Source organism: Streptomyces sp. NPDC004732 (genome assembly GCF_040609235.1).
Lineage (GTDB): Bacteria > Actinomycetota > Actinomycetes > Streptomycetales > Streptomycetaceae > Streptomyces.
The window spans coordinates 235,843-252,900 of record NZ_JBEXJR010000006.1; the positions used below are offsets into that span (position 1 = coordinate 235,843).

The 17,058-nt window shown below is 72.8% G+C and carries 17 protein-coding genes; 2 read left to right on the forward strand and 15 right to left on the reverse strand.

Annotation, left to right across the window (positions count from 1 at the left end; genetic code table 11):
- Nucleotides 1–65 precede the first annotated feature (65 nt).
- The 4 genes from ABZV77_RS19730 to ABZV77_RS19745 all read right to left on the reverse strand — a co-directional run bounded on the left by ABZV77_RS19730 (nt 66) and on the right by ABZV77_RS19745 (nt 4,611).
- Nucleotides 66–719, reverse strand: coding sequence for a hypothetical protein (locus tag ABZV77_RS19730; protein WP_356258192.1), 654 nt, complete (start codon nt 717–719; stop codon nt 66–68).
- A 61-nt stretch (nt 720–780) separates the two neighbouring features.
- A complete protein-coding gene (locus ABZV77_RS19735; protein ID WP_356258194.1) occupies nt 781–2,538 on the reverse strand; it encodes a S8 family peptidase in 1,758 nt (585 codons plus the stop codon).
- 237 nt (nt 2,539–2,775) lie between these two features.
- Nucleotides 2,776–3,765, reverse strand: coding sequence for a PAC2 family protein (locus ABZV77_RS19740; RefSeq protein ID WP_356258197.1), 990 nt, complete (start codon nt 3,763–3,765; stop codon nt 2,776–2,778).
- Nucleotides 3,766–3,939: 174 nt separating this feature from the next.
- Entirely contained in the window at nt 3,940–4,611 is a 672-nt protein-coding gene (locus tag ABZV77_RS19745; RefSeq protein WP_356258199.1) for a FadR/GntR family transcriptional regulator, read from the reverse strand.
- A 178-nt stretch (nt 4,612–4,789) separates the two neighbouring features.
- Here ABZV77_RS19745 and ABZV77_RS19750 point away from each other — a divergent pair, with 178 nt between their 5' ends.
- Nucleotides 4,790–5,371 (forward strand): MarR family transcriptional regulator, encoded by a 582-nt coding sequence (locus ABZV77_RS19750; protein WP_356258202.1) that lies wholly within the window; start codon nt 4,790–4,792, stop codon nt 5,369–5,371.
- Here ABZV77_RS19750 and ABZV77_RS19755 read toward each other — a convergent pair.
- Genes ABZV77_RS19755 through ABZV77_RS19805 form a run of 11 tightly spaced genes read right to left on the reverse strand, consistent with a single transcriptional unit; the run spans nt 5,353 to nt 15,305 of the window.
- Nucleotides 5,353–6,366, reverse strand: coding sequence for an aromatic ring-hydroxylating dioxygenase subunit alpha (locus ABZV77_RS19755; protein WP_356258205.1), 1,014 nt, complete (start codon nt 6,364–6,366; stop codon nt 5,353–5,355). The genes ABZV77_RS19750 and ABZV77_RS19755 overlap by 19 nt on opposite strands.
- A gap of 1 nt (nt 6,367) precedes the next feature.
- Nucleotides 6,368–6,592 (reverse strand): recombinase-like helix-turn-helix domain-containing protein, encoded by a 225-nt coding sequence (locus ABZV77_RS19760; protein ID WP_055565115.1) that lies wholly within the window; start codon nt 6,590–6,592, stop codon nt 6,368–6,370.
- A 29-nt stretch (nt 6,593–6,621) separates the two neighbouring features.
- A complete protein-coding gene (locus tag ABZV77_RS19765) occupies nt 6,622–7,578 on the reverse strand; it encodes a PDR/VanB family oxidoreductase (protein ID WP_356258209.1) in 957 nt (318 codons plus the stop codon).
- A gap of 12 nt (nt 7,579–7,590) precedes the next feature.
- The gene (locus ABZV77_RS19770; protein WP_356258212.1) at nt 7,591–9,222 is read right to left on the reverse strand and encodes a thiamine pyrophosphate-binding protein; all 1,632 of its coding nucleotides are present in this window, start codon (nt 9,220–9,222) and stop codon (nt 7,591–7,593) included.
- Nucleotides 9,223–9,231: 9 nt separating this feature from the next.
- Nucleotides 9,232–10,023, reverse strand: coding sequence for an SDR family oxidoreductase (locus ABZV77_RS19775; protein ID WP_356258215.1), 792 nt, complete (start codon nt 10,021–10,023; stop codon nt 9,232–9,234).
- Nucleotides 10,024–10,040: 17 nt separating this feature from the next.
- Nucleotides 10,041–10,781, reverse strand: a complete 741-nt coding sequence (locus ABZV77_RS19780; protein WP_356258218.1) for an SDR family oxidoreductase — start codon at nt 10,779–10,781, stop codon at nt 10,041–10,043.
- The gene (locus ABZV77_RS19785; protein WP_356258221.1) at nt 10,774–11,295 is read right to left on the reverse strand and encodes a cupin domain-containing protein; all 522 of its coding nucleotides are present in this window, start codon (nt 11,293–11,295) and stop codon (nt 10,774–10,776) included. The genes ABZV77_RS19780 and ABZV77_RS19785 overlap by 8 nt, the downstream gene beginning before the upstream one ends.
- Nucleotides 11,296–11,298: 3 nt before the next feature.
- Nucleotides 11,299–12,099, reverse strand: coding sequence for an alpha/beta fold hydrolase (locus tag ABZV77_RS19790; RefSeq protein WP_356258224.1), 801 nt, complete (start codon nt 12,097–12,099; stop codon nt 11,299–11,301).
- Entirely contained in the window at nt 12,096–12,893 is a 798-nt protein-coding gene (locus tag ABZV77_RS19795) for an aspartate dehydrogenase domain-containing protein (protein WP_356258226.1), read from the reverse strand. Before ABZV77_RS19795 ends, ABZV77_RS19790 begins: the two co-directional genes overlap by 4 nt.
- Entirely contained in the window at nt 12,890–13,801 is a 912-nt protein-coding gene (locus tag ABZV77_RS19800; protein WP_356258229.1) for a VOC family protein, read from the reverse strand. Before ABZV77_RS19800 ends, ABZV77_RS19795 begins: the two co-directional genes overlap by 4 nt.
- A gap of 16 nt (nt 13,802–13,817) precedes the next feature.
- Entirely contained in the window at nt 13,818–15,305 is a 1,488-nt protein-coding gene (locus ABZV77_RS19805) for an aldehyde dehydrogenase (protein ID WP_356258231.1), read from the reverse strand.
- 275 nt (nt 15,306–15,580) lie between these two features.
- Between ABZV77_RS19805 and ABZV77_RS19810 the strand changes: the two genes are divergently transcribed.
- Nucleotides 15,581–17,035 carry an MFS transporter gene (locus ABZV77_RS19810; RefSeq protein WP_356258234.1) on the forward strand — a complete coding sequence of 485 codons (1,455 nt, stop codon included), beginning with the start codon at nt 15,581–15,583 and terminating at the stop codon, nt 17,033–17,035.
- Nucleotides 17,036–17,058: the final 23 nt, after the last annotated feature.

Consider the following 17,058-nt stretch of genomic DNA (forward strand, 5'->3'; position numbering starts at 1 on the left):
CGGGCGGGAATGTCTCCGCCCGGCGCCGCCGTATGGTCACGCGAGAGTCGTGCCCCTCGCGCGGGTCACTTGGTGATGACGATGGCCAGCAAGTAGCCCGGGTTGTTGGTGTCGTAGTAGCCGATCACCTGCTGCCCGAAGGCGAATGCCTCCTGGACCTCGTCGTGGGTCTGCGGGTTGGGGTTGACGAACGCCCGCCAGGCGTTGTCGACGTGCAGATAGAGGATGTACGCCTGGCCGGGGAGCGGCTCGACGACGTCCCAGAACGCCGATGCGACGTTGGACGCGAGGGCCTGGGTGGAGATCTCAGGGGCCTGCGCCTGCGGGATCTCCTGCTCCTGGCCGAACTGCTGCAGCAGGGTCTGGAACGGCTGCTGCTGGCCGAGCTGCTGGAGCTGCTGGCGCAGCTGCGGCGGGACCTGCTGCATGCCCTGGTGCATGCCCTGCATGCCCTGCTGGCCCTGGCCGCCCTGGAATCCCTGGCTGCTCTGCTGGGGGCCGTACTGCTGGCCGTACTGCTGCTGGCTCTGCTGCGGAGGGGCCGTGCTGGGGCTCTGCTGCTGGGAGCCGTACTGCTGCGGCCCGTACTGCTGGGAGCCGTACTGCTGAGAGCCGTACTGTTGCGGCCCGTACTGCTGCTGGGAGCCGTACTGCTGCTGCGGTCCGTACTGCCGTCCTTGGTGCTGGCCCAACTGACTCATCTGCGGGGTGGTGCTCATGCGGGTGCCACCTTCCCTCAATGGTTGTGGTCCTTCAGCAGTGCTGGAGTGCGGTCGTGCTTCAGCCCGTGACGACGAGGCCGACGACCTCGTCGTCCGAGAACCAGACGCGTACGTCCGGGCGGCCCCCGGCGAAGGCGGAGTGCACCGCCTGCCGCTGCTCGGGGGACGGGTTGTCGAGGTTGCGCCACTCCCCGGCCACGAACAGCCGGAGCCGCGGCGGGAGTTCCGGCGGATACGGGAGCAGCTCGTCCCAGTACCGCTCGGCCTGACCCGAACCCACCGCGGACGGCAGCAGGTTCGTTACCGCCCCCTTCAGGTCGGGGCGGTTGCCTATCCGCTGCGACGCGGGCCTGCCCGGCGCGTCCTGCTGCGGGGAGCCGGTGGAGCGCAGCACCCTGCGGGCCCGGTCGGGTGTCATCGGCTGCTGGCCCGAGGCCTTCAGCATGCCCTGCAGCGCGGCCAGGGCGCCCACCACGATCGGTGAGGCGGAGGACGTGCCGGAGAACGTGTCGGTGTACCAGGCGATTTCGTCCGCGCCGCCCTGCAGGTCGCCGGGCCGGTCCCAGAAGCCGCCGGTGGTCGTGGTCTCACGGCCCCAGCCCTGCGCGTCCACGCGGGCCCCGTAGTTGGAGAACGCCAGGCGCGAACGGTCGGGGCCGTGGTCACGGCCATGGGTGCCGGGCGGGGGAGCGCCCGCGCCCACCAGGACCGCGTCGGAGGAGCGGTTGCTCGGGTTGAAGGGGTTGCGCCACCAGGACGGGAAGCCGTCGGGGCGGCGTTCGTAGACCGCGTCGTCCAGGGACTCGGCGCCGTTGCCCGCCGCGCCGACGACGAGCACGCCCTTCGCGGTGGCGTAGCGCACCGCGGCGTAGTCGTCCGGCCACCACTCGATGGCGATGTAGCCCTTCTGGTCGTCGCGCGCCTCGAAGTCGAACTTCGGTCCGGGGCGGTGCAGTTCGAGCAGGATGATGTCGCCGCGGTTCAGCCGCTCCGCCGCCGCGTGGATGGTGGCGGCCGTGCCGAGGGGCTGGAAGGAGGCGGTCGCCGTCACGGCCTCCGGCACGATGCCGGTGATGCCGAGGGAGTTGCGGTCGCCGCCGATGACGCCGATCACCGCGGTGCCGTGGTTGCGCCAGGCCAGGTCCTGGATGGGGGTGCCGACGACGACGCCCGCGAGCTTCGCGGCGAGGTCCTCGTGGCGCAGCTGCCAGGAGCCCTCGACGTCGACGACGGTGACGCCCTCGCCGGAGCCGCCGATGCGCTGCCAGGCCCAGCGTGCGTCGATTCCCTCGGGCGCGGGCTTCAAGTAGCCCTGGCGGCTGGTGAAGTCGGGGGTGGCCGGCATGCCTTCCTTGCGGCGCCGGGTCGCCTCGTCGAGGTCGTGCGGCTGGGTCGGCGAGGGGTCGATGGAGGCCGGTACGGCGCCCGGTTTGACGTACGCCGTGTCGATGCCCGGCAGCGCCGCGATCCGCGCGCGCAGTTCCTCGGGCCGGTCGTCGCCGCCGCGGACGCGGTAGAAGAGGGCCAGGTCGGGCACATCGCTGTCGCCCTCGGCCGGGGGCGCGGCGGCCCGCAGCCGTTCTTCGCTGCCGAACAGCGGCTCCAGAGTGAGCTGTTCGTCAGTCAGGAACATGTTCAGAGCTGATACGTCGGAGCCGGAGGCCGAGCGGATGTCCCGCTCGCCGGCGCGCAGCCGGGCCTCGGGCCGGGCGACGACGATCAGCTCCTGCTGGGCTTCTCGGTAGGTGAATCCCATTCCGTCGGGGCCCGGTCCGCCGGCTCCGGGGTCCCGCGCCGGGTCTGCCTGCTCGGTCATCGCTTCACCGCTCCCTTCCGTCCTTCGGGTGCCGTGCTGTGCGCTGCGCCAGGTTTCCGGGGCACACCCTGCTACGGCAGGGCCGCGCCGTCCACCCCTCTTTCGCGCAACAGTGTTTGAAAGGAAGTTGAAAAGGGAACCCCGTGCAATTCGGCCATGAGCAGCACATCGGCCATGAGCGGCACAATGGGGCGGCACCCGTGCGGGTGCCGCCCCATGGAGTGTGCTGCGAAAGCCTCAGTCGTCCGAGGAATCCGAAGCCCCTGAGTCGCCGCTGTCGCCCTCGCCGTCCTCCGGACCCTGCTCGGGCCGCTGCGTGGGCTTCGGCTTCGGCGGCCGTGTGCGGTCGCTGGGCGAGTCCCTGAGGTACGCCGCTCCGCCGTCGCCACCGTCACGGCGCCGCAGATACCGCTCGAACTCGCGGGCGATGGCCTCGCCCGACGCCTCCGGGAGCTCCGCGGTGTCCCGCGCTTCCTCCAGCGACTGGACGTACTCCGCGACCTCGGTGTCCTCGGCGGCCAGCTGGTCCACGCCCACCTGCCAGGCGCGCGCGTCCTCGGCCAGCTCGCCCAGCGGGATCCGCAGGTCGATCAGGTCTTCGAGACGGTTGAGGAGTGCGAGCGTGGCCTTCGGGTTGGGCGGCTGCGACACGTAGTGCGGGACGGCCGCCCAGAGGCTCACGGCGGGGACGCCCGCGTGCGTGCACGCCTCCTGGAGGATGCCGACGATGCCCGTCGGGCCCTCGTACTTGGTCTCCTCCAGGTCCATGGTGCGCGCCAGGTCCGGGTCGGACGTCACGCCGCTGACCGGGACGGGGCGGGTGTGCGGGGTGTCGCCGAGCAGCGCACCCATGATCACCACCAGCTCGACGCCCAGCTCGTGCGCGAAGCCCAGGATCTCGTTGCAGAACGACCGCCAGCGCATGGACGGCTCGATGCCCCGGACCAGAACCAGGTCGCGGGGCTTGTCGCCGCCGACGCGGACCACCGAGAGCCTGGTCGTCGGCCACGTGATCTTGCGCACTCCACCGTCCAGCCAGACCGTGGGACGGTTGACCTGGAAGTCGTAGTAGTCCTCGGCGTCCAGCGCCGCGAACACCTCGCCCTTCCACTCCTTGTCGAGATGCGCGACCGCGGTGGAGGCGGCGTCGCCGGCGTCGTTCCAGCCCTCGAACGCGGCCACCATGACCGGGTCGACCAGCTCGGGTACCCCCTCGAGCTCGATCACCCAGGCCTCCTTCCGACGTTCCCTTGCGTACAGCCCAACCTTACGGCGTCTGCGGGGTCCGTCCGCAGCCCCCTTGCGTGGGGGAGTGCGTGATCACTGCCCACGCCGGGGGCCGGGAAACGGCGGGTTCGCGCAGGGCGGAGCCGCGCGTTCACGCAGGGCAGCGGGGCGGTCTCACAGCGTCGTGCGCAGCCACTGCTCCACGCTCGCGATGTGCACCGTCGCCCATGATCTGGCCGCCTCCGCATCGCGGTCGCGCAGCGCGGTGAGGATCGCCCGGTGCTCGTGGAGGGTGCGGCTGACGGCGTCCTCCTGGGTCAGGCCGCGCCAGACGCGGGCCCGGGTGGTGGGTCCGGAGAGGCCGTCCAGCAGGGAGCACAGGACCGAGTTGCCGGAGGACTGGACGATGCCGCGGTGGAACTCCAGGTCGCTTGCGACCAGCTCCTCCACCGAGGGGTCGGCGCCCAGGGCGTCCAACTGCGCCGTCAGCGTGTCCAGTTCGGCATCGGTGATGTGGGCGCAGGCCATCGCGGTGGCCGCGGGTTCGAGGATGCGGCGGACCGCGAGGAACTCCAGGACGGTGTCGTCGCGGTGGAAGTCGACGACGAAACTCAGTGCTTCCAGGAGGAGTTGGGGATCCAGGCTGGTGACGTACGTGCCGTCGCCCTGGCGCACGTCGAGGATCCGGATCAGGGCGAGCGCGCGCACCGCCTCGCGCAGCGAGTTGCGCGAGAGCCCCAGCTCGGCGGCGAGTTCGCTCTCCTTGGGCAGCCGGTCGCCGGGGCGCAGCGCGCCCGAGACGATCATGCCCTTGATCTTCTCGATGGCTTCGTCGGTGACAGCCATGGGGACCTCGCCTCAACAGTCAAAAGTGTCAAAAAGACATCCGATGTATCAGGCGATTATGGCCCGGCGCGCGGTCACGCCGCATGTGAGTACGGGGATTGACCCATTTCCTTGAGGGCTAAGATTTCCCCACGGGTCCCGGCGCACCGCCGGGCGGTCCCAGGAGGGCGGGCGGCAGATGGCCGGGAAGAAGGCGGCGCACCAGCCGGACGCGGTGGCGTCGATCATCGCGGACTGGGCGCGGGAGCGGCCCGACCTCGACACCTCGCCCCTCGAGGTCCTCGCCCGGCTGCACCGCACCTTCATCCGCTACAACACCCGGCTGACCTCCGCGATCGAGCGGCACGGACTCGCGGTCGCCGGATTCGACGTGCTGACCGCGCTGCGCAGGGCCGGGGCGCCCTACCGTCTCACCGCGGGCCAGCTCGCCGACTCCGGCCTCGTCTCCTCCGCCGGGGTGACGCTGCGCATCGACCGGCTGGAGAAGGACGGCCTGATCGTGCGCGAGCGCGACGCCGAGGACCGCCGCGTCGTCTACTCGCGGCTCACCGACGCCGGGCTCGCCAAGATCGACGAGGTCTTCGCCGAGCACCTCGACAACGAACGCCGGATGCTCGACGGGCTCTCCCCGGCCGAGCGGCGTCAGCTGGCCCGCCTGATGTCCAAGCTGGAGCGGTCCATCACCGACGCCGGTCCGCGGGACGCCGAAGGAGCCCAGGCCCCCCAGACCCCTCAGACCCCTCAGGCCGACGAAGCCTGAGCCTGCGCCTCCGCGCGGTACATCCGGCGCAGCCGGACCACTCCCAGGTCGTGCTGGTAGAGGTTCTCCCGCTGGTCGGCGTCGGCGGGCATGGCCTCCAGCATCACCCGGTCCTGTTCGAGGACCTGCCAGTGGCGCTCCTCGATGAGGGTCCGGTAGAGGAACCGCCAGGTGTCGCGCTGCCAGCCCTGCACGCGCCGGTAGCGCCAGAAGAAGACGCCGGTGCGGTTCTCGTCGACCGGGCAGACCATGCCGACGATCCCGAACGGGCCGCCGGGGCCCGCCGACGGCGGATAGGGGATGGTCAGGTCCACCCAGTCGACGCCCGTGCGGCACAGCTCCACCCAGTCGAAGTTGACGCCCCGCTGGTCGGTCTTCTCGAAGAAGTAGCCGCGGTCCGTCTCCCGGATGCGGAACTTGGCGGTGGTGTCGCCGTCGTACATGGTGTGCGAGTCGTGGTGCAGGAAGGCGCCGTGCATCGGGTCGAGGAGGTTCTCCACCGCGAACCGCCACGGGCCGTTCCACTCCGCGTAGCAGAGGATCGCGTCGACGTCGGGGTCGGTGAGCGGCTCGGGCAGTGTCAGCCCGGCCGGTTCGGGGTGCTGCTCGTCCCCGAAGTACGCGAGGACCGCGCCGCCGACCTCGCGCACGGGCAGCGACGTGACGAGCTTCTTGCCCTCCAGATTGCAGCCGGGCAGGCCGGGCACGGACGACACGGTGCCGTCGGTCTCGACCTCCACCCCGTGGTACCAGCACGCCACCCGGTCGCCCAGGTGTTTGCCCAGCGAGAGGGGTGCCCCGCGGTGCGGGCAGCGGTCGGCGAGCATCGACAGGGCGCCGTCGGAGCGGCGGAAGAGCAGCCACTGCTCGCCGAGCGCGGTGACCTTGCGCATGGCGCCGGGCGCCACGAAGGAGGACGGGACGACCGGATGCCACTGGTTGCGCAGGCCCGTGGCGTAGATGTGGTCGGCGGTGTCGTGCGCGGACAGGCTCATCTCAGGCTCCCAGTCGGTTGATCTCGGCGCGGAAGGACTCCTCGGTCCAGGGCGCGCCGTCGGGCGCGTGGACCTGGCGGGCGTTGAGCCCGCGGACGACGTCGGCCAGTTCGTGGCCCTCTTTCGTGAAGACCTCTTCGAGGGTGGCGGCCAGCTTGTACTCGTAGGGGCTCGGCTCGTGCGTACGGGACTGGTGGATGTCCAGGTACGGCCAGGTCGTGGTCACTGATGCCTCCAGGGGGCCGGGGGAGTGGTTCACAGGTCGAGGACGAGACGGCGGCCCGACGCGCAGCGCGAGACGCAGATCATCATCGAGGCGTTCGCGGTGTGCTCGGCCTCGCTGAGCAGGAAGTCGCGGTGGTCGGGCGTGCCGTCGAGCACGCGGGTCTCGCAGGAGCCGCAGATGCCGTCCCGGCAGGAGCTGTTGACGGCGAGCCCCGCGGACTCGGCGGCCGCCAGGACCGAGGTGCCGGGGCCCACGGAGAGCGTCACGCCCGAGCGTCGGCACTCCACCTCGAAGCCCGCGTCGTCGCCGGAGCGCTCGACGACCGGCGCCGCGAACCGCTCCACGCGCAGCCGCTCGGCAGGACAGGCCGCCTCCACGGCGGCGAGCAGCGGCTCGGGCCCGCAGCAGTACACGAGCGTGCCCTCGGCGAGCGCCCTTTCACCGCCGCCGAGCGCGTCGGCGAGGTCGATGTGCCCCTGCTCCTCCTGCGGTACGAGGGTCAACGCATCGCCCAGAGCGGCCAGTTCCTCCGTGAACGCCATCGAGTCGCGGGTGCGCCCGCCGTACACGAGCCGCCAGGGCGTGCCGCGCCGCGCCGCCTCCCTGGCCATCGCGAGCACCGGGGTGATCCCGATACCGCCCGCGACGAACACATAACCCGGCGCGTCCTCCAGCGCGAAGTGGTTGCGCGGCTCGGACACCGTGACGCCCTGGCCGGGCCGCAGCTGCGTGTGCACGTACCGCGAACCTCCCCGCGAGGACGGCTCGTTGAGCACTCCGATGCGGTACGAAGCGGTGTCCCGTGGATCTCCGCACAGGCTGTACTGCCGCACCTGCCCGCCCACCTGGACGTCGAGGTGCGCGCCGGGCTCCCAGGCGGGCAGCGGCTTGCCGTCCGGGTGGACGAGCTCGACGGAGAGCACACCCTCCGCCTCCCACGTCATCCGGCGCACCCGCAGGTCCAGCCGGTTCTCTGGTGTGGTCATGGCTGGGCCTCCCTACGCGGCGGGGATCTGCACGGGCGGGGTGAACGGGCTCTTCATCGGGCCGAGCGCCGCGAGGTCCACCTCGACGAGCACGGGACCGCCCGACCCGACGGCCTCGGCGACGACGGGCCCCGCCTGCTCGGCCGCGGCGATCCGCAGGTAGGGCAGCCCGCAGGCCCGCGCGAGGAGGGCGAAGTCGGGCGTGACGAGGTCGACGCCGGAGCGGCGCTCGCCGTAGCGGTCCTGCATGTTGCGGAGCACGCCGTAGCCGCCGTCGTTGAAGACGATCAGGGTCAGCTCCGGCTTCTCCTGCGCGAGGGTGAGGAGCTCGCCGAGGTGCACCGCGAGCCCGCCGTCGCCCGCGATGACCACGGTCGGCGCCCCGGGCCGGGCGAGCGCCGCACCGATGCCCATGCCGAGGCCCTGTCCGATGCCGCCGCCACGCGGGAAGACGTTGTCCCGCGGGTCGTACATCTCCAGGAGCCGGTTGCCCCAGCTGCTGGACGCGATCGTCACGTCGCGGGCGATCACCGCCTCCCGGGGGAGGGCGGCGCGGATCGCCTCGCAGAGCGCCGCCTGCGGGCCGATGGCCTCCCGCAGATCCGCCCGCACCTCGTCGCGCACCGCGGTGACGCGCTCGCTCCAACCGGACTCGGCCTCGGTGCGGCGGGCGTACGGCAGCAGGGCGCGCAGTACGTCGGCCGCGTCGCCGCACAGGGTGTGCGCGGCCGGGTAGACGCGGTTGAGCGCCGCCGGGTCGATGTCGATCTGGAGGTGGGCGGCAGGCAGTTCGAGGCCGTAGTCGGCGGTCTCGTTGGACCTGAAGTGCGTGCCCACGCTCAGGAGCACGTCGGCGTCCGCGAGCAGGGCGCGGCCCGCCGGGGTGGTGGCGAAGTTCCCGATGACCCGCGGGTCGTCCTCGGGCACCGCGCCGCGCCCCGAGTTGGAGGTGAGCAGCCCGGCGCCGGTGGCGGCGAGCAGCTCCGCAAGTTCGGCGCCCGCGCCCGTGGCGCCGCCGCCCGCCCAGACCAGCGGCCGCCGCGCCGCCGCCAACAGCACGCCCGCGGCCGCCAGTTCGGCGCCCAAGGGGGCGGTGAAGATCGGCGCGGGCAGGTCGAGCGCCGTGTCGGTCTGCGCCGCGTACTGCAGGTCCACCGGCCACTCCACGCTGGCGGGACCGCCGGGCGCGGCGAGCGCGGCACGGGCCGCCTCCCGCAGCACGCGGCCCGCGTCGGCGGCGGACGGCACGGTGGCCGCGTACGCCGAGACCGCCGTCAACATGCCCAGCTGGTCCTTCGTCTCGTGGATGAAGCCGCGCCCGCTGCCCAGGTACCGGCTCTCCACCTGCCCGGTGACGTGCAGCACGGACGTCCCGGCGCTGAGCGCCTCGACGAGCGACCCGGCCGCGTTGCCCGCGCCGGTGCCGGTCGAGGTGAGCGCGCAGCCGATCGAGCCGCGGGCCCTGCCGTGCGCGTCGGCGGCGTTCACGGCCGTCGCCTCGTGCCGCACCGGCACGAAGCGCAGCTCGCGGTCGACGGCCTCGACGAGCGGCAGATTGTGCACGCTCACGATCCCGAAGACCGTGTCGATGCCGAGTTCGCGCAGGACGGCGACGAGGAGATCGCCTCCGTTGTCGTAACGCATGAGGGCTCCTCAGAGGATGCCGCGGCCGACTCCGCCGCAGACGTCGATGCTGGTTCCTGTGATGTAGGAGGCGCGCGGCGAGAGCAGCGCGAGGATCGCGTACGCCACCTCGTCGGCCCGCCCCAGGCGGCCGAGCGCGACACCGCGGTCGGCGGCGAGCTCCGCCTGCCACTCCTCGTAGGGGCGGCCGGATCCGGCGGCGGCGTGCCGACGCGTCCACTGCCCGGTGTCGATGAGCCCCAGGCAGACGGAGTTGACGCGGATGCCGTCCGGCGCGAGCTCACGGGCGAGGGACGCGGAGAGGTTGAGGATGCCCGCGCGGGCGGCGCTGGTGGTGATGAGGCGGGGCTCGGGCTGCTTGGCGAGGACGGCGTTGACGTTCACGACGGACGCGCCCGCCGCGGCGCGCAGGTGCGGGCGGGCGGCGTGCAGCGGGTTGAGGACCCCGGCGAACTTCAGTTCAAGCTCGTCGCGCCAGTCGTCCTCGGTCGTCTCGTCGAGGCGCTTCATCCGGGACTGCCCGGCGTTGTTGACGAGCCCATCAATGACGCCGCGGCCGCCGCGGCCGCCGAACTCCTCGACCGCGCGGCGCGTGAACTCCCGTACGGCAGCCGCGTCCCGTACGTCGCACGGCGCCGTGAAGAGGCGGTCGTGCGTGCCGATCCGCCCCAGCCGGTCGGCGTCGCGCCCGCAGGTGGCGACGTTCGCACCCTCGTCGAGCAGGGCGCGGACCGTGGCCAGGCCGACGCCCGAGCTGCCGCCGGTGACCAGGAAGGTCCGGTCGGCGAGGCCCAGATCCATGTCTGTGTTCTCCAGGGTCAGTTCATGGTGAAGCCGCCGTTGACGGCGACCACCTGTCCGGTCAGATAGCGGGACTCCTCGGAGAGGAGGAAGGCGGTGAGGCCGACCAGGTCGTCGGGCCGCTGCGGACGCGCGATGGCCCGGTTGGCCCGGTAGAGGCCGTGCCGCTCGGCCGGGACCGTCTCGGTCGCCTCGCCCTCGGTGAGGCCCGGCGCCAGCGCGTTGACGGTGATGCCGCGCTCGCCCAGCTCCCGCGCCATGGCCCGGGTGAGGGCCATGACGGCGCCCTTCGACGCGATGTAGTGGGCGAGCCGCGGGGAGCCGTAGAGGGCCGCGTCCGACGCGATGTTCACGATGCGCCCGGTGGGGCCGAACAGCGGGTGCAGGGCCTTCGCGACGAGCCAGGGGCCGCGTGCGTTGACCGCCATCAGCCGGTCCCACGCCGCGACGCTGATGTCCTGGAACTCCTTGCCGCCGACGCCGTTGGCGAGCGCCGCGTTGTTGACGAGGCCGTACAGCGGCCCCGTCGCCCGCACGGCGTCGGCGAGTTCCGCCACCGACGCGGGGTCGGCGACGTCGCAGCGCACGAAGCGGGCGTCGAGCCCCTCCGCGCGCAGCTCCCGCGCCGCCCCCGCGCCGCGTTCGGCGTCCACCTCGGCGACGACGACCCGGAAGCCGTCGGCGCCCGCCCGGCGGGCCATGGCGAGGCCCAGGCCACGGCCCGCCCCGGTGACCACGACGGTGCGTGGGTCAGCCACGGGTGACGCCGTGCATCGGCGAGTACTCCGGGTACGAGGGCACCTGCGGCTTCTGCGTGCCGATGACCACGCAGAACAGGGCGTCGGTGGCGCCCTCGTTCTTCAGGGAGCGGGTCACCCCGGCCGGGACGACGATCATGTCGCGGTAGCCGAGCGTGCGGTACTCGACCTCGTCCGGGCCCCGGTGCACGCCGACCCGCACCTCGCCCTCCAGGACGAAGAAGGCCTCCTCCACGTCGTGGTGGGTGTGGGCGGGACCTTCGGCACCGGGCGGCAGCAGCATGTTGGAGAAGGTGAAGCCGCCGGAGGGGAGGATCCGGCTGTCGCCCTCGTGGTTGCCGGTGGCGCCGGACCCGACGTAGCGGATCTGGCCGCGGCGGTACTGCGGACCCGCCTTCTCCTGGAAGGAGAGGGTGTCGAAGTCCGCGACGCGCGAGTCCTTCGATGCGATGAGGGAGTCGGTGTACCGGGCGAGGTCGCCGTCGTTGTCGTACTCGGTCGTGGTCAGAGGCATGGCTCAGAACTCCTGCTCGGGTAGGCGGGCGGTGATGCGGAGGTGGGAGAGCACCCAGGCGTTGAACCGCCCGGGCTGTTCCTGGTTGGCCAGGTGACCGGCGTCCTTGACGATCACGTAGGCCGTCTTGTGCAGGGCCCCGGCGAGGACTTGCGAGGCCTCGGCGCCGGTGACCCGGTCCTGGTCGCCGCAGAGGACGAGGGAGGGGGCGCCGATGGCGGGGAGCTCGGGGCGCAGGTCGGCCGCGGCCATCGACTCGGCGGCGTACGCGTAGCCGGGCAGGCGCACGGAGGCGGCCATGGTGTCGACGACCCGCGCGACGAGCTCGGGCGGCGCCTGCGGTGAGACGAGCCGGGGGCCGCGCCGCTCGGCGAAGGCGCGGGGCCCGAGCTCGGCCAGCTCGGCGGCGCGCCGCCGCATGGCGTCGGCCTTCGCCGGGTCGGTCCCCGAGCCGGAGCTGGAGTCCGCGACGATCAGCGAGTCGACGAGGTCCGGATGGCGGGCGGCGAGCCGCAGCGCGATCACACCGCCCCACGAGACACCGAGGACGTGCGCCGACGCGCCACGGGAACGGATCACGTCGGCCGCCGCGTCCGCGAACCCGTCCAGGTCCAACGGCCCTGCCGGATCGGGGGACTTGGCGTATCCGGGCGCGTCCCAGGCGAGGACCCGTACCTGTCCGGAGAGGCCGTCGAGCTGGGGCGCGAACGCGGCCGACGAGGAGCCGATGCCGTGCAGGCACAGCAGCAGCGGGCCGCTCGACCCCGCCTCCGCCACGTGCACACCGGGAGCGCCGCCGGTCACAGGATCTGCCCCGTCCGCCCGGCAAGCGCCGCGAGCGAGCGCAGCACCGCATACGGCACGACCTGGCTGGTCGCCGGGTTGCCGGGGTCCGGCAGATGGGCCACCTCGAAGCGGTACGAGCCGTGCGCGCCGGACGCCTCGACGACGTGCCGCGTGTGGTGCGCCCCGGGGTCGGCGACGACCTGGACCCGCACAGCGTCCAGGTCGCCGACGGCGAGGGCGACCGAGGCCGCGACGTTCGTCGACTTGGGGAACTTCACGGGGACGTCGCGCGCGGTCCCCGACATCACCTCGACCGGGCCGGTCGCCGTCCGCAGCCGGGCCAGCAACTCCGCGTCCATCCAAGGCTGTTCGAGGGTCCCCGGCAGTTTCGTGGTGGTCAGCCGCACCTCGTCGAGCGGGCCGAGGGACCGTACGGCCTGCAGCAGGTCGAGGCCGCCGACCGCGCCGCCGGTGAAGTAGACCCGGCCGGGCCCCGCCGCCAGGAGCCGCTTGGACAGCTCCTCGTCGGTGAGCGCGCCGGTCGAGGCGATCAGCAGGTCGGTCCCGGAGGTGAGGACGCGTTCGCCCCACTCCCGTACGACGCCCTGCCCCGCCGCCTCCACGATCAGCTCGCAGCGCTCCAGGGCCTCGTCGAAGGCGACCTGCGGCGCGGGCGCCGCCTCGCCGAGCGGGCGGTTGTCGACGACGCACGCCAACTCGGCTCCAGGGATGCGGTGTTCGATCAGCGCGGCGCCGACGACGCGGCCGATGGCGCCCCAGCCGACGAGCCCGACCTTCAGGGTCGCGTTCACGCGTGCACTCCTTCCGGCGAACCCGCCATATGGCAGCGGATCTCCTTCGACGGCGGTCCCGCCGTGCCCCACAGGTCGGACAGCTCGGGGACCCGCCGCCACACCTTGGCGATCCAGCGGTCCTCGACGACCTGGGCGACCTCGGAGGTGTACTCGCAGACGAGCCCGGTCGGATCGGTGAAGTAGGAGAAGGTGTTGTTGCCGGGGCCGTGCCTGCCCGGACCCCACTGCGGGACGATCCCGTGGTGGCGCAGCCGCCCGAGCCCCCGCATGAAGTGGTCGATCGAACTCATCTCGTACGCCACGTGGTTGAGGGAGACCCACTCGGCCTGGTTGAAGGCGACGCAGTGGTGGTCGGCGTTGCAGCGCAGGAACGCCATCTGGTGCTCGGACCAGTCGGAGACGCGCAGGCCAAGCACATCGCGGTAGAAGGCGACGGAGGCGTCGATGTCGGTGGTGTTGAGGACGGCGTGCGTGACGCCCACGGGCACCGCGCCGTCCCGGCCGCGCGGCGCGACCGCCCAGGTGTCGGCGGAGAGCTCGACGACGCGGCCCTCGTGGTCGGCGAAGCGCAGGCCGTAGCCGCCGCCGACCTGGTCGAGCGGTCCTGGACCGGCCACCGGGGTGATGCCGCGCGCTTCGAGGCGGCGGGCGGCCTCGTCGACCTCCGCGGGGGTGCCGACGGCGAAGGAGAGGCGGCCGAGGCCGGTCCGGTCGGACCGGGTGAGCTGGAGGGCGTGGTGCTCGTCGCCAGTGCCGCGCAGCCAGCTTCCGCTGTGCTCGGCCTCGACGACCTCCAGGCCCCAGGCGTCCTCGTAGAAGTCGGCGGCCTCCGCGAAGGAGGGGGTGAGCAGCTCGACGGAGCGCAGGGCGCGCAGCCGGGCTATCGGGGGGTGGGGATGGGACATCAGGTGCTCCAGAAGGTCATTCGGCCCAGGGCAGCGGGGTGTCGGCGGTGCCCCAGTACAGGGACTTCTGGCGCTGGTAGGAGCGGATGCCGTCGCGGCCCTTCTCCCGGCCGAGGCCGCTGTCCTTCATGCCGCCGAAGGGGGTGGAGATGCTGAACTGCTTGTACGTGTTGATCCAGACGGTGCCCGCCTCCACGCGGCGCGCGATCCGCCACGCGGCCCGGTGGTCGCGGGTCCAGATGCCGCAGGCCAGGCCGTACACGGAGGAGTCGGCCTGCCGCACGAGGTCGTCCTCGTCGTCGAAGGGCAGGGCGACCAGGACCGGGCCGAAGATCTCCTCCTGGCAGGTCCGCGAGGAGTTCGGCAGGCCGTCCAGGACGGTGGGCAGGTAGTACGCGCCGTCGGCGTGGGCGGGCCCTTCGGGCGCGGCGCCGCCGCACAGCACGCGGGCGCCTTCCTCGCGGGCGAGGTCGACGTGCCGGGCGACGGCGTCCCGGTGCTCGTGGTGGACGAGCGGCGCCACCTGTGTGCCAGGGTCCGTGCCGGGGCCGACACGCAACGTGCGTACGCGCTCGACGAGTCCGCCGACGAACTCCGCGTACAGCTCGCGCGCCACGAACAGCCGGGACCCGGCGATGCAGGACTGGCCGCTGGAGGAGAACACCCCGAACATCACCCCGGCCAGGGCCTGTTCGACGTCCGCGTCGGCGCGGACGATCGTCGGCGACTTGCCGCCGAGCTCCAGCGAGACGGGCATCAGCTTGTCGGCGGCGGCGTGGGCGAGGGTCCGCCCCGTCGCGGTGCCGCCGGTGAAGGTGACCTTGCCGACGCGCGGGTGCCGCACGATGGCGTCGCCGACGATGCTGCCGCGGCCGGGCAGGACGGACAACAGGGCGGCGGGCAGACCGAGTTCGTCGAGCGCACGGCCGATCAGGCGGCCGAGCGCCAGGGAGACGAGCGGGGTCCACTCGGCGGGCTTGAGGAGCACGGCGTTGCCACCGGCGAGCGCGGGGGCGAGCTTCTGCGCGTCGCTGGCGACGGGCGAGTTCCAGGGGTTGATCGCGCCGACGACGCCGATCGGCTCGTACACGCTCATCGTCACATAGTCGCCGCGCGAGGGGGTGAGCGACTCCTCGGCGGTCTCCAGGGCGGCCGCCGTGTAGCGGAACGTCCCGGCGGCGCTGGCCACCAGGGCGCGGGTCTCGGTGAGCGCCTTGCCGGTGTCCGCCGTCTGCAGCGCGGCCAGGTGCTCGGCGTTGTCGTCGATCAACGCGGCCACCCGGTGCAGGAGCCGGGCGCGCTGGTGCGGCAGCAGGCGCCGCCAGCGCGGGTCGGCGGCCGCGCGGGCCGCCGCCTCGGCAGCCTCGGCGACCTCCTCGACGGTGACGGCGTGCACGGTGGCGAGCGCGCGGCCGGTGGCCGGGTCGACGGTCCGGGCCGGGGCGCCCGCGCCGCGCCGCCACTCGCCCGCGATGAGCGCTGCGTCTTCGGGGATCCGGGGCATGCGGGTGCCCTCCTTGCGGAGCGGGGGAGTTGAGGGGGTGTGCCTGGCCGAATTGGGCAAGCGCTAGAAATCTAAGGGCTTAAATATCTCGGGCGCAAGACCCCGTCGATGAGCGACTGTCGACGATTTCCCTGTACAGACCCTTGACGCGGTCCTGAGTGCGGGCGATACAACTTAAGCGCTAAGAGACTTTGCGCTGATGCGCCTCTCCGCTCGGCTCAAAAGACACCCCCCGCTCCTCCCCACCCCCGCCCCCTCAGCAGCGGAGTACCCGCATGACGATCGACGCCTCCCCGGACCGCACACCGGACGGCCCCGTCGGGGCCGCACGTGCCCTCATCGCCGCCCGCTTCGAACGGCTCCCCCTGTGCCGCTGGCACGTCACCGTCCGGCTCATCGTGGGCGCCGTCACCTTCTTCGAGGCCTTCGACCAGCTCCTCATCGCCTACGCCCTGCCCGAGCTGCGCGACGAGTGGCACCTCTCCACCTCCCGGGCGACCCTGCTGCTCACCGTCGGCTCGATCGGCATGCTGGTCGGCGCCCTGCTCTCCGGCCGCCTCGCCGACCGCATCGGCCGGGTGCGGGTCATCGCGCTGTGCGTCGCCGTCTCCAGCGTCGCCAACCTCGCCCTGGCCGCGTCCCCCACGCCCGACCTCTTCATGGCCCTGCGCTTCGTCCAGGGCCTGGCGATCGGCGGCGAGGTCCCGGTCGCCGCCACGTTCATCGCCGAGATCACCCGCAGCCACCGGCGGGGCCGCTTCGTGCTGCTCTACGAGCTCGTCTTCCCCGCGGGACTCACCGTGGGCGCGCTGGTCGCGGCATGGGTGGTGCCGGTCCTCGGCTGGCGCTGGATGTACGTCCTCGCCGCGCTGCCCGGCGTCCTGTGCGTCGTCGTCCAGCGCAAGGTGCCCGAGTCGCCGCGCTGGCTCGCCGACCACGGCAGGACGGACGAGGCCGCCGCGGTGATGGACGGCATCGAGGCGGAGGTCGAGCGGGTCACGGGGAAGCCGCTGCCACCCGTTGACACCGGCGCCGACACCGACACCGACACCGGCACGGTCCAAGAGCCGGAGCCCGCCGAGGTGTCCGGGGAGCGGCACGCCGAGGCGGCCGCGACCGGTCTGCGCGGCCTGTTCACCGGCCGCTACCGCCGCCGCACCCTCGTCATCGGCGTCCTCTGGTTCACCGGCTACTTCGTCAACTACGGCATCACGTCCTGGCTCCCGACGATCTACCAGAAGCGCTACGACCTGTCCCTCTCGGACGCGCTCCTCTACTCCACCGTCACGTCCTGCGCGGGCCTGCTCGGCTGCCTCGTCGCCGCGCTCACCGTCGACCGGGCCGGGCGCAGGCGCGTCATCACCGGCTGTCTGGGCGGGGCGGCGGCGATGCTGCTCGTGCTCGCCTTCCTCGGCGCCCGCACACCGCTGGAGGTCCTGGCCTGGACGTCGCTCGCCGCGGTCTTCTTCTTCGGCTCCAACATCTGCCTGTACCTGTACACGCCGGAGCTGTTCCCGACCCGCATGCGGGCCCTGGGCAGCAGTGTGGGCGGCGCCATGAACCGGCTCGGCGTGATCCTCGGCCCGATCGTGGTCGGCGCGGTCTACGCGGGCGGCAGCGTCACACCCGTCTTCGTGACGCTCGGGGCGGTCGCCGTCGTGGGCGCCGTCGTCGCGGCGCTCGGCGCGGAGGAGACGGCGGGGCGGCGCCTGGAGGAGGTCTCCCCCTGACGCCGCCCGCCCCACCCCGTGCG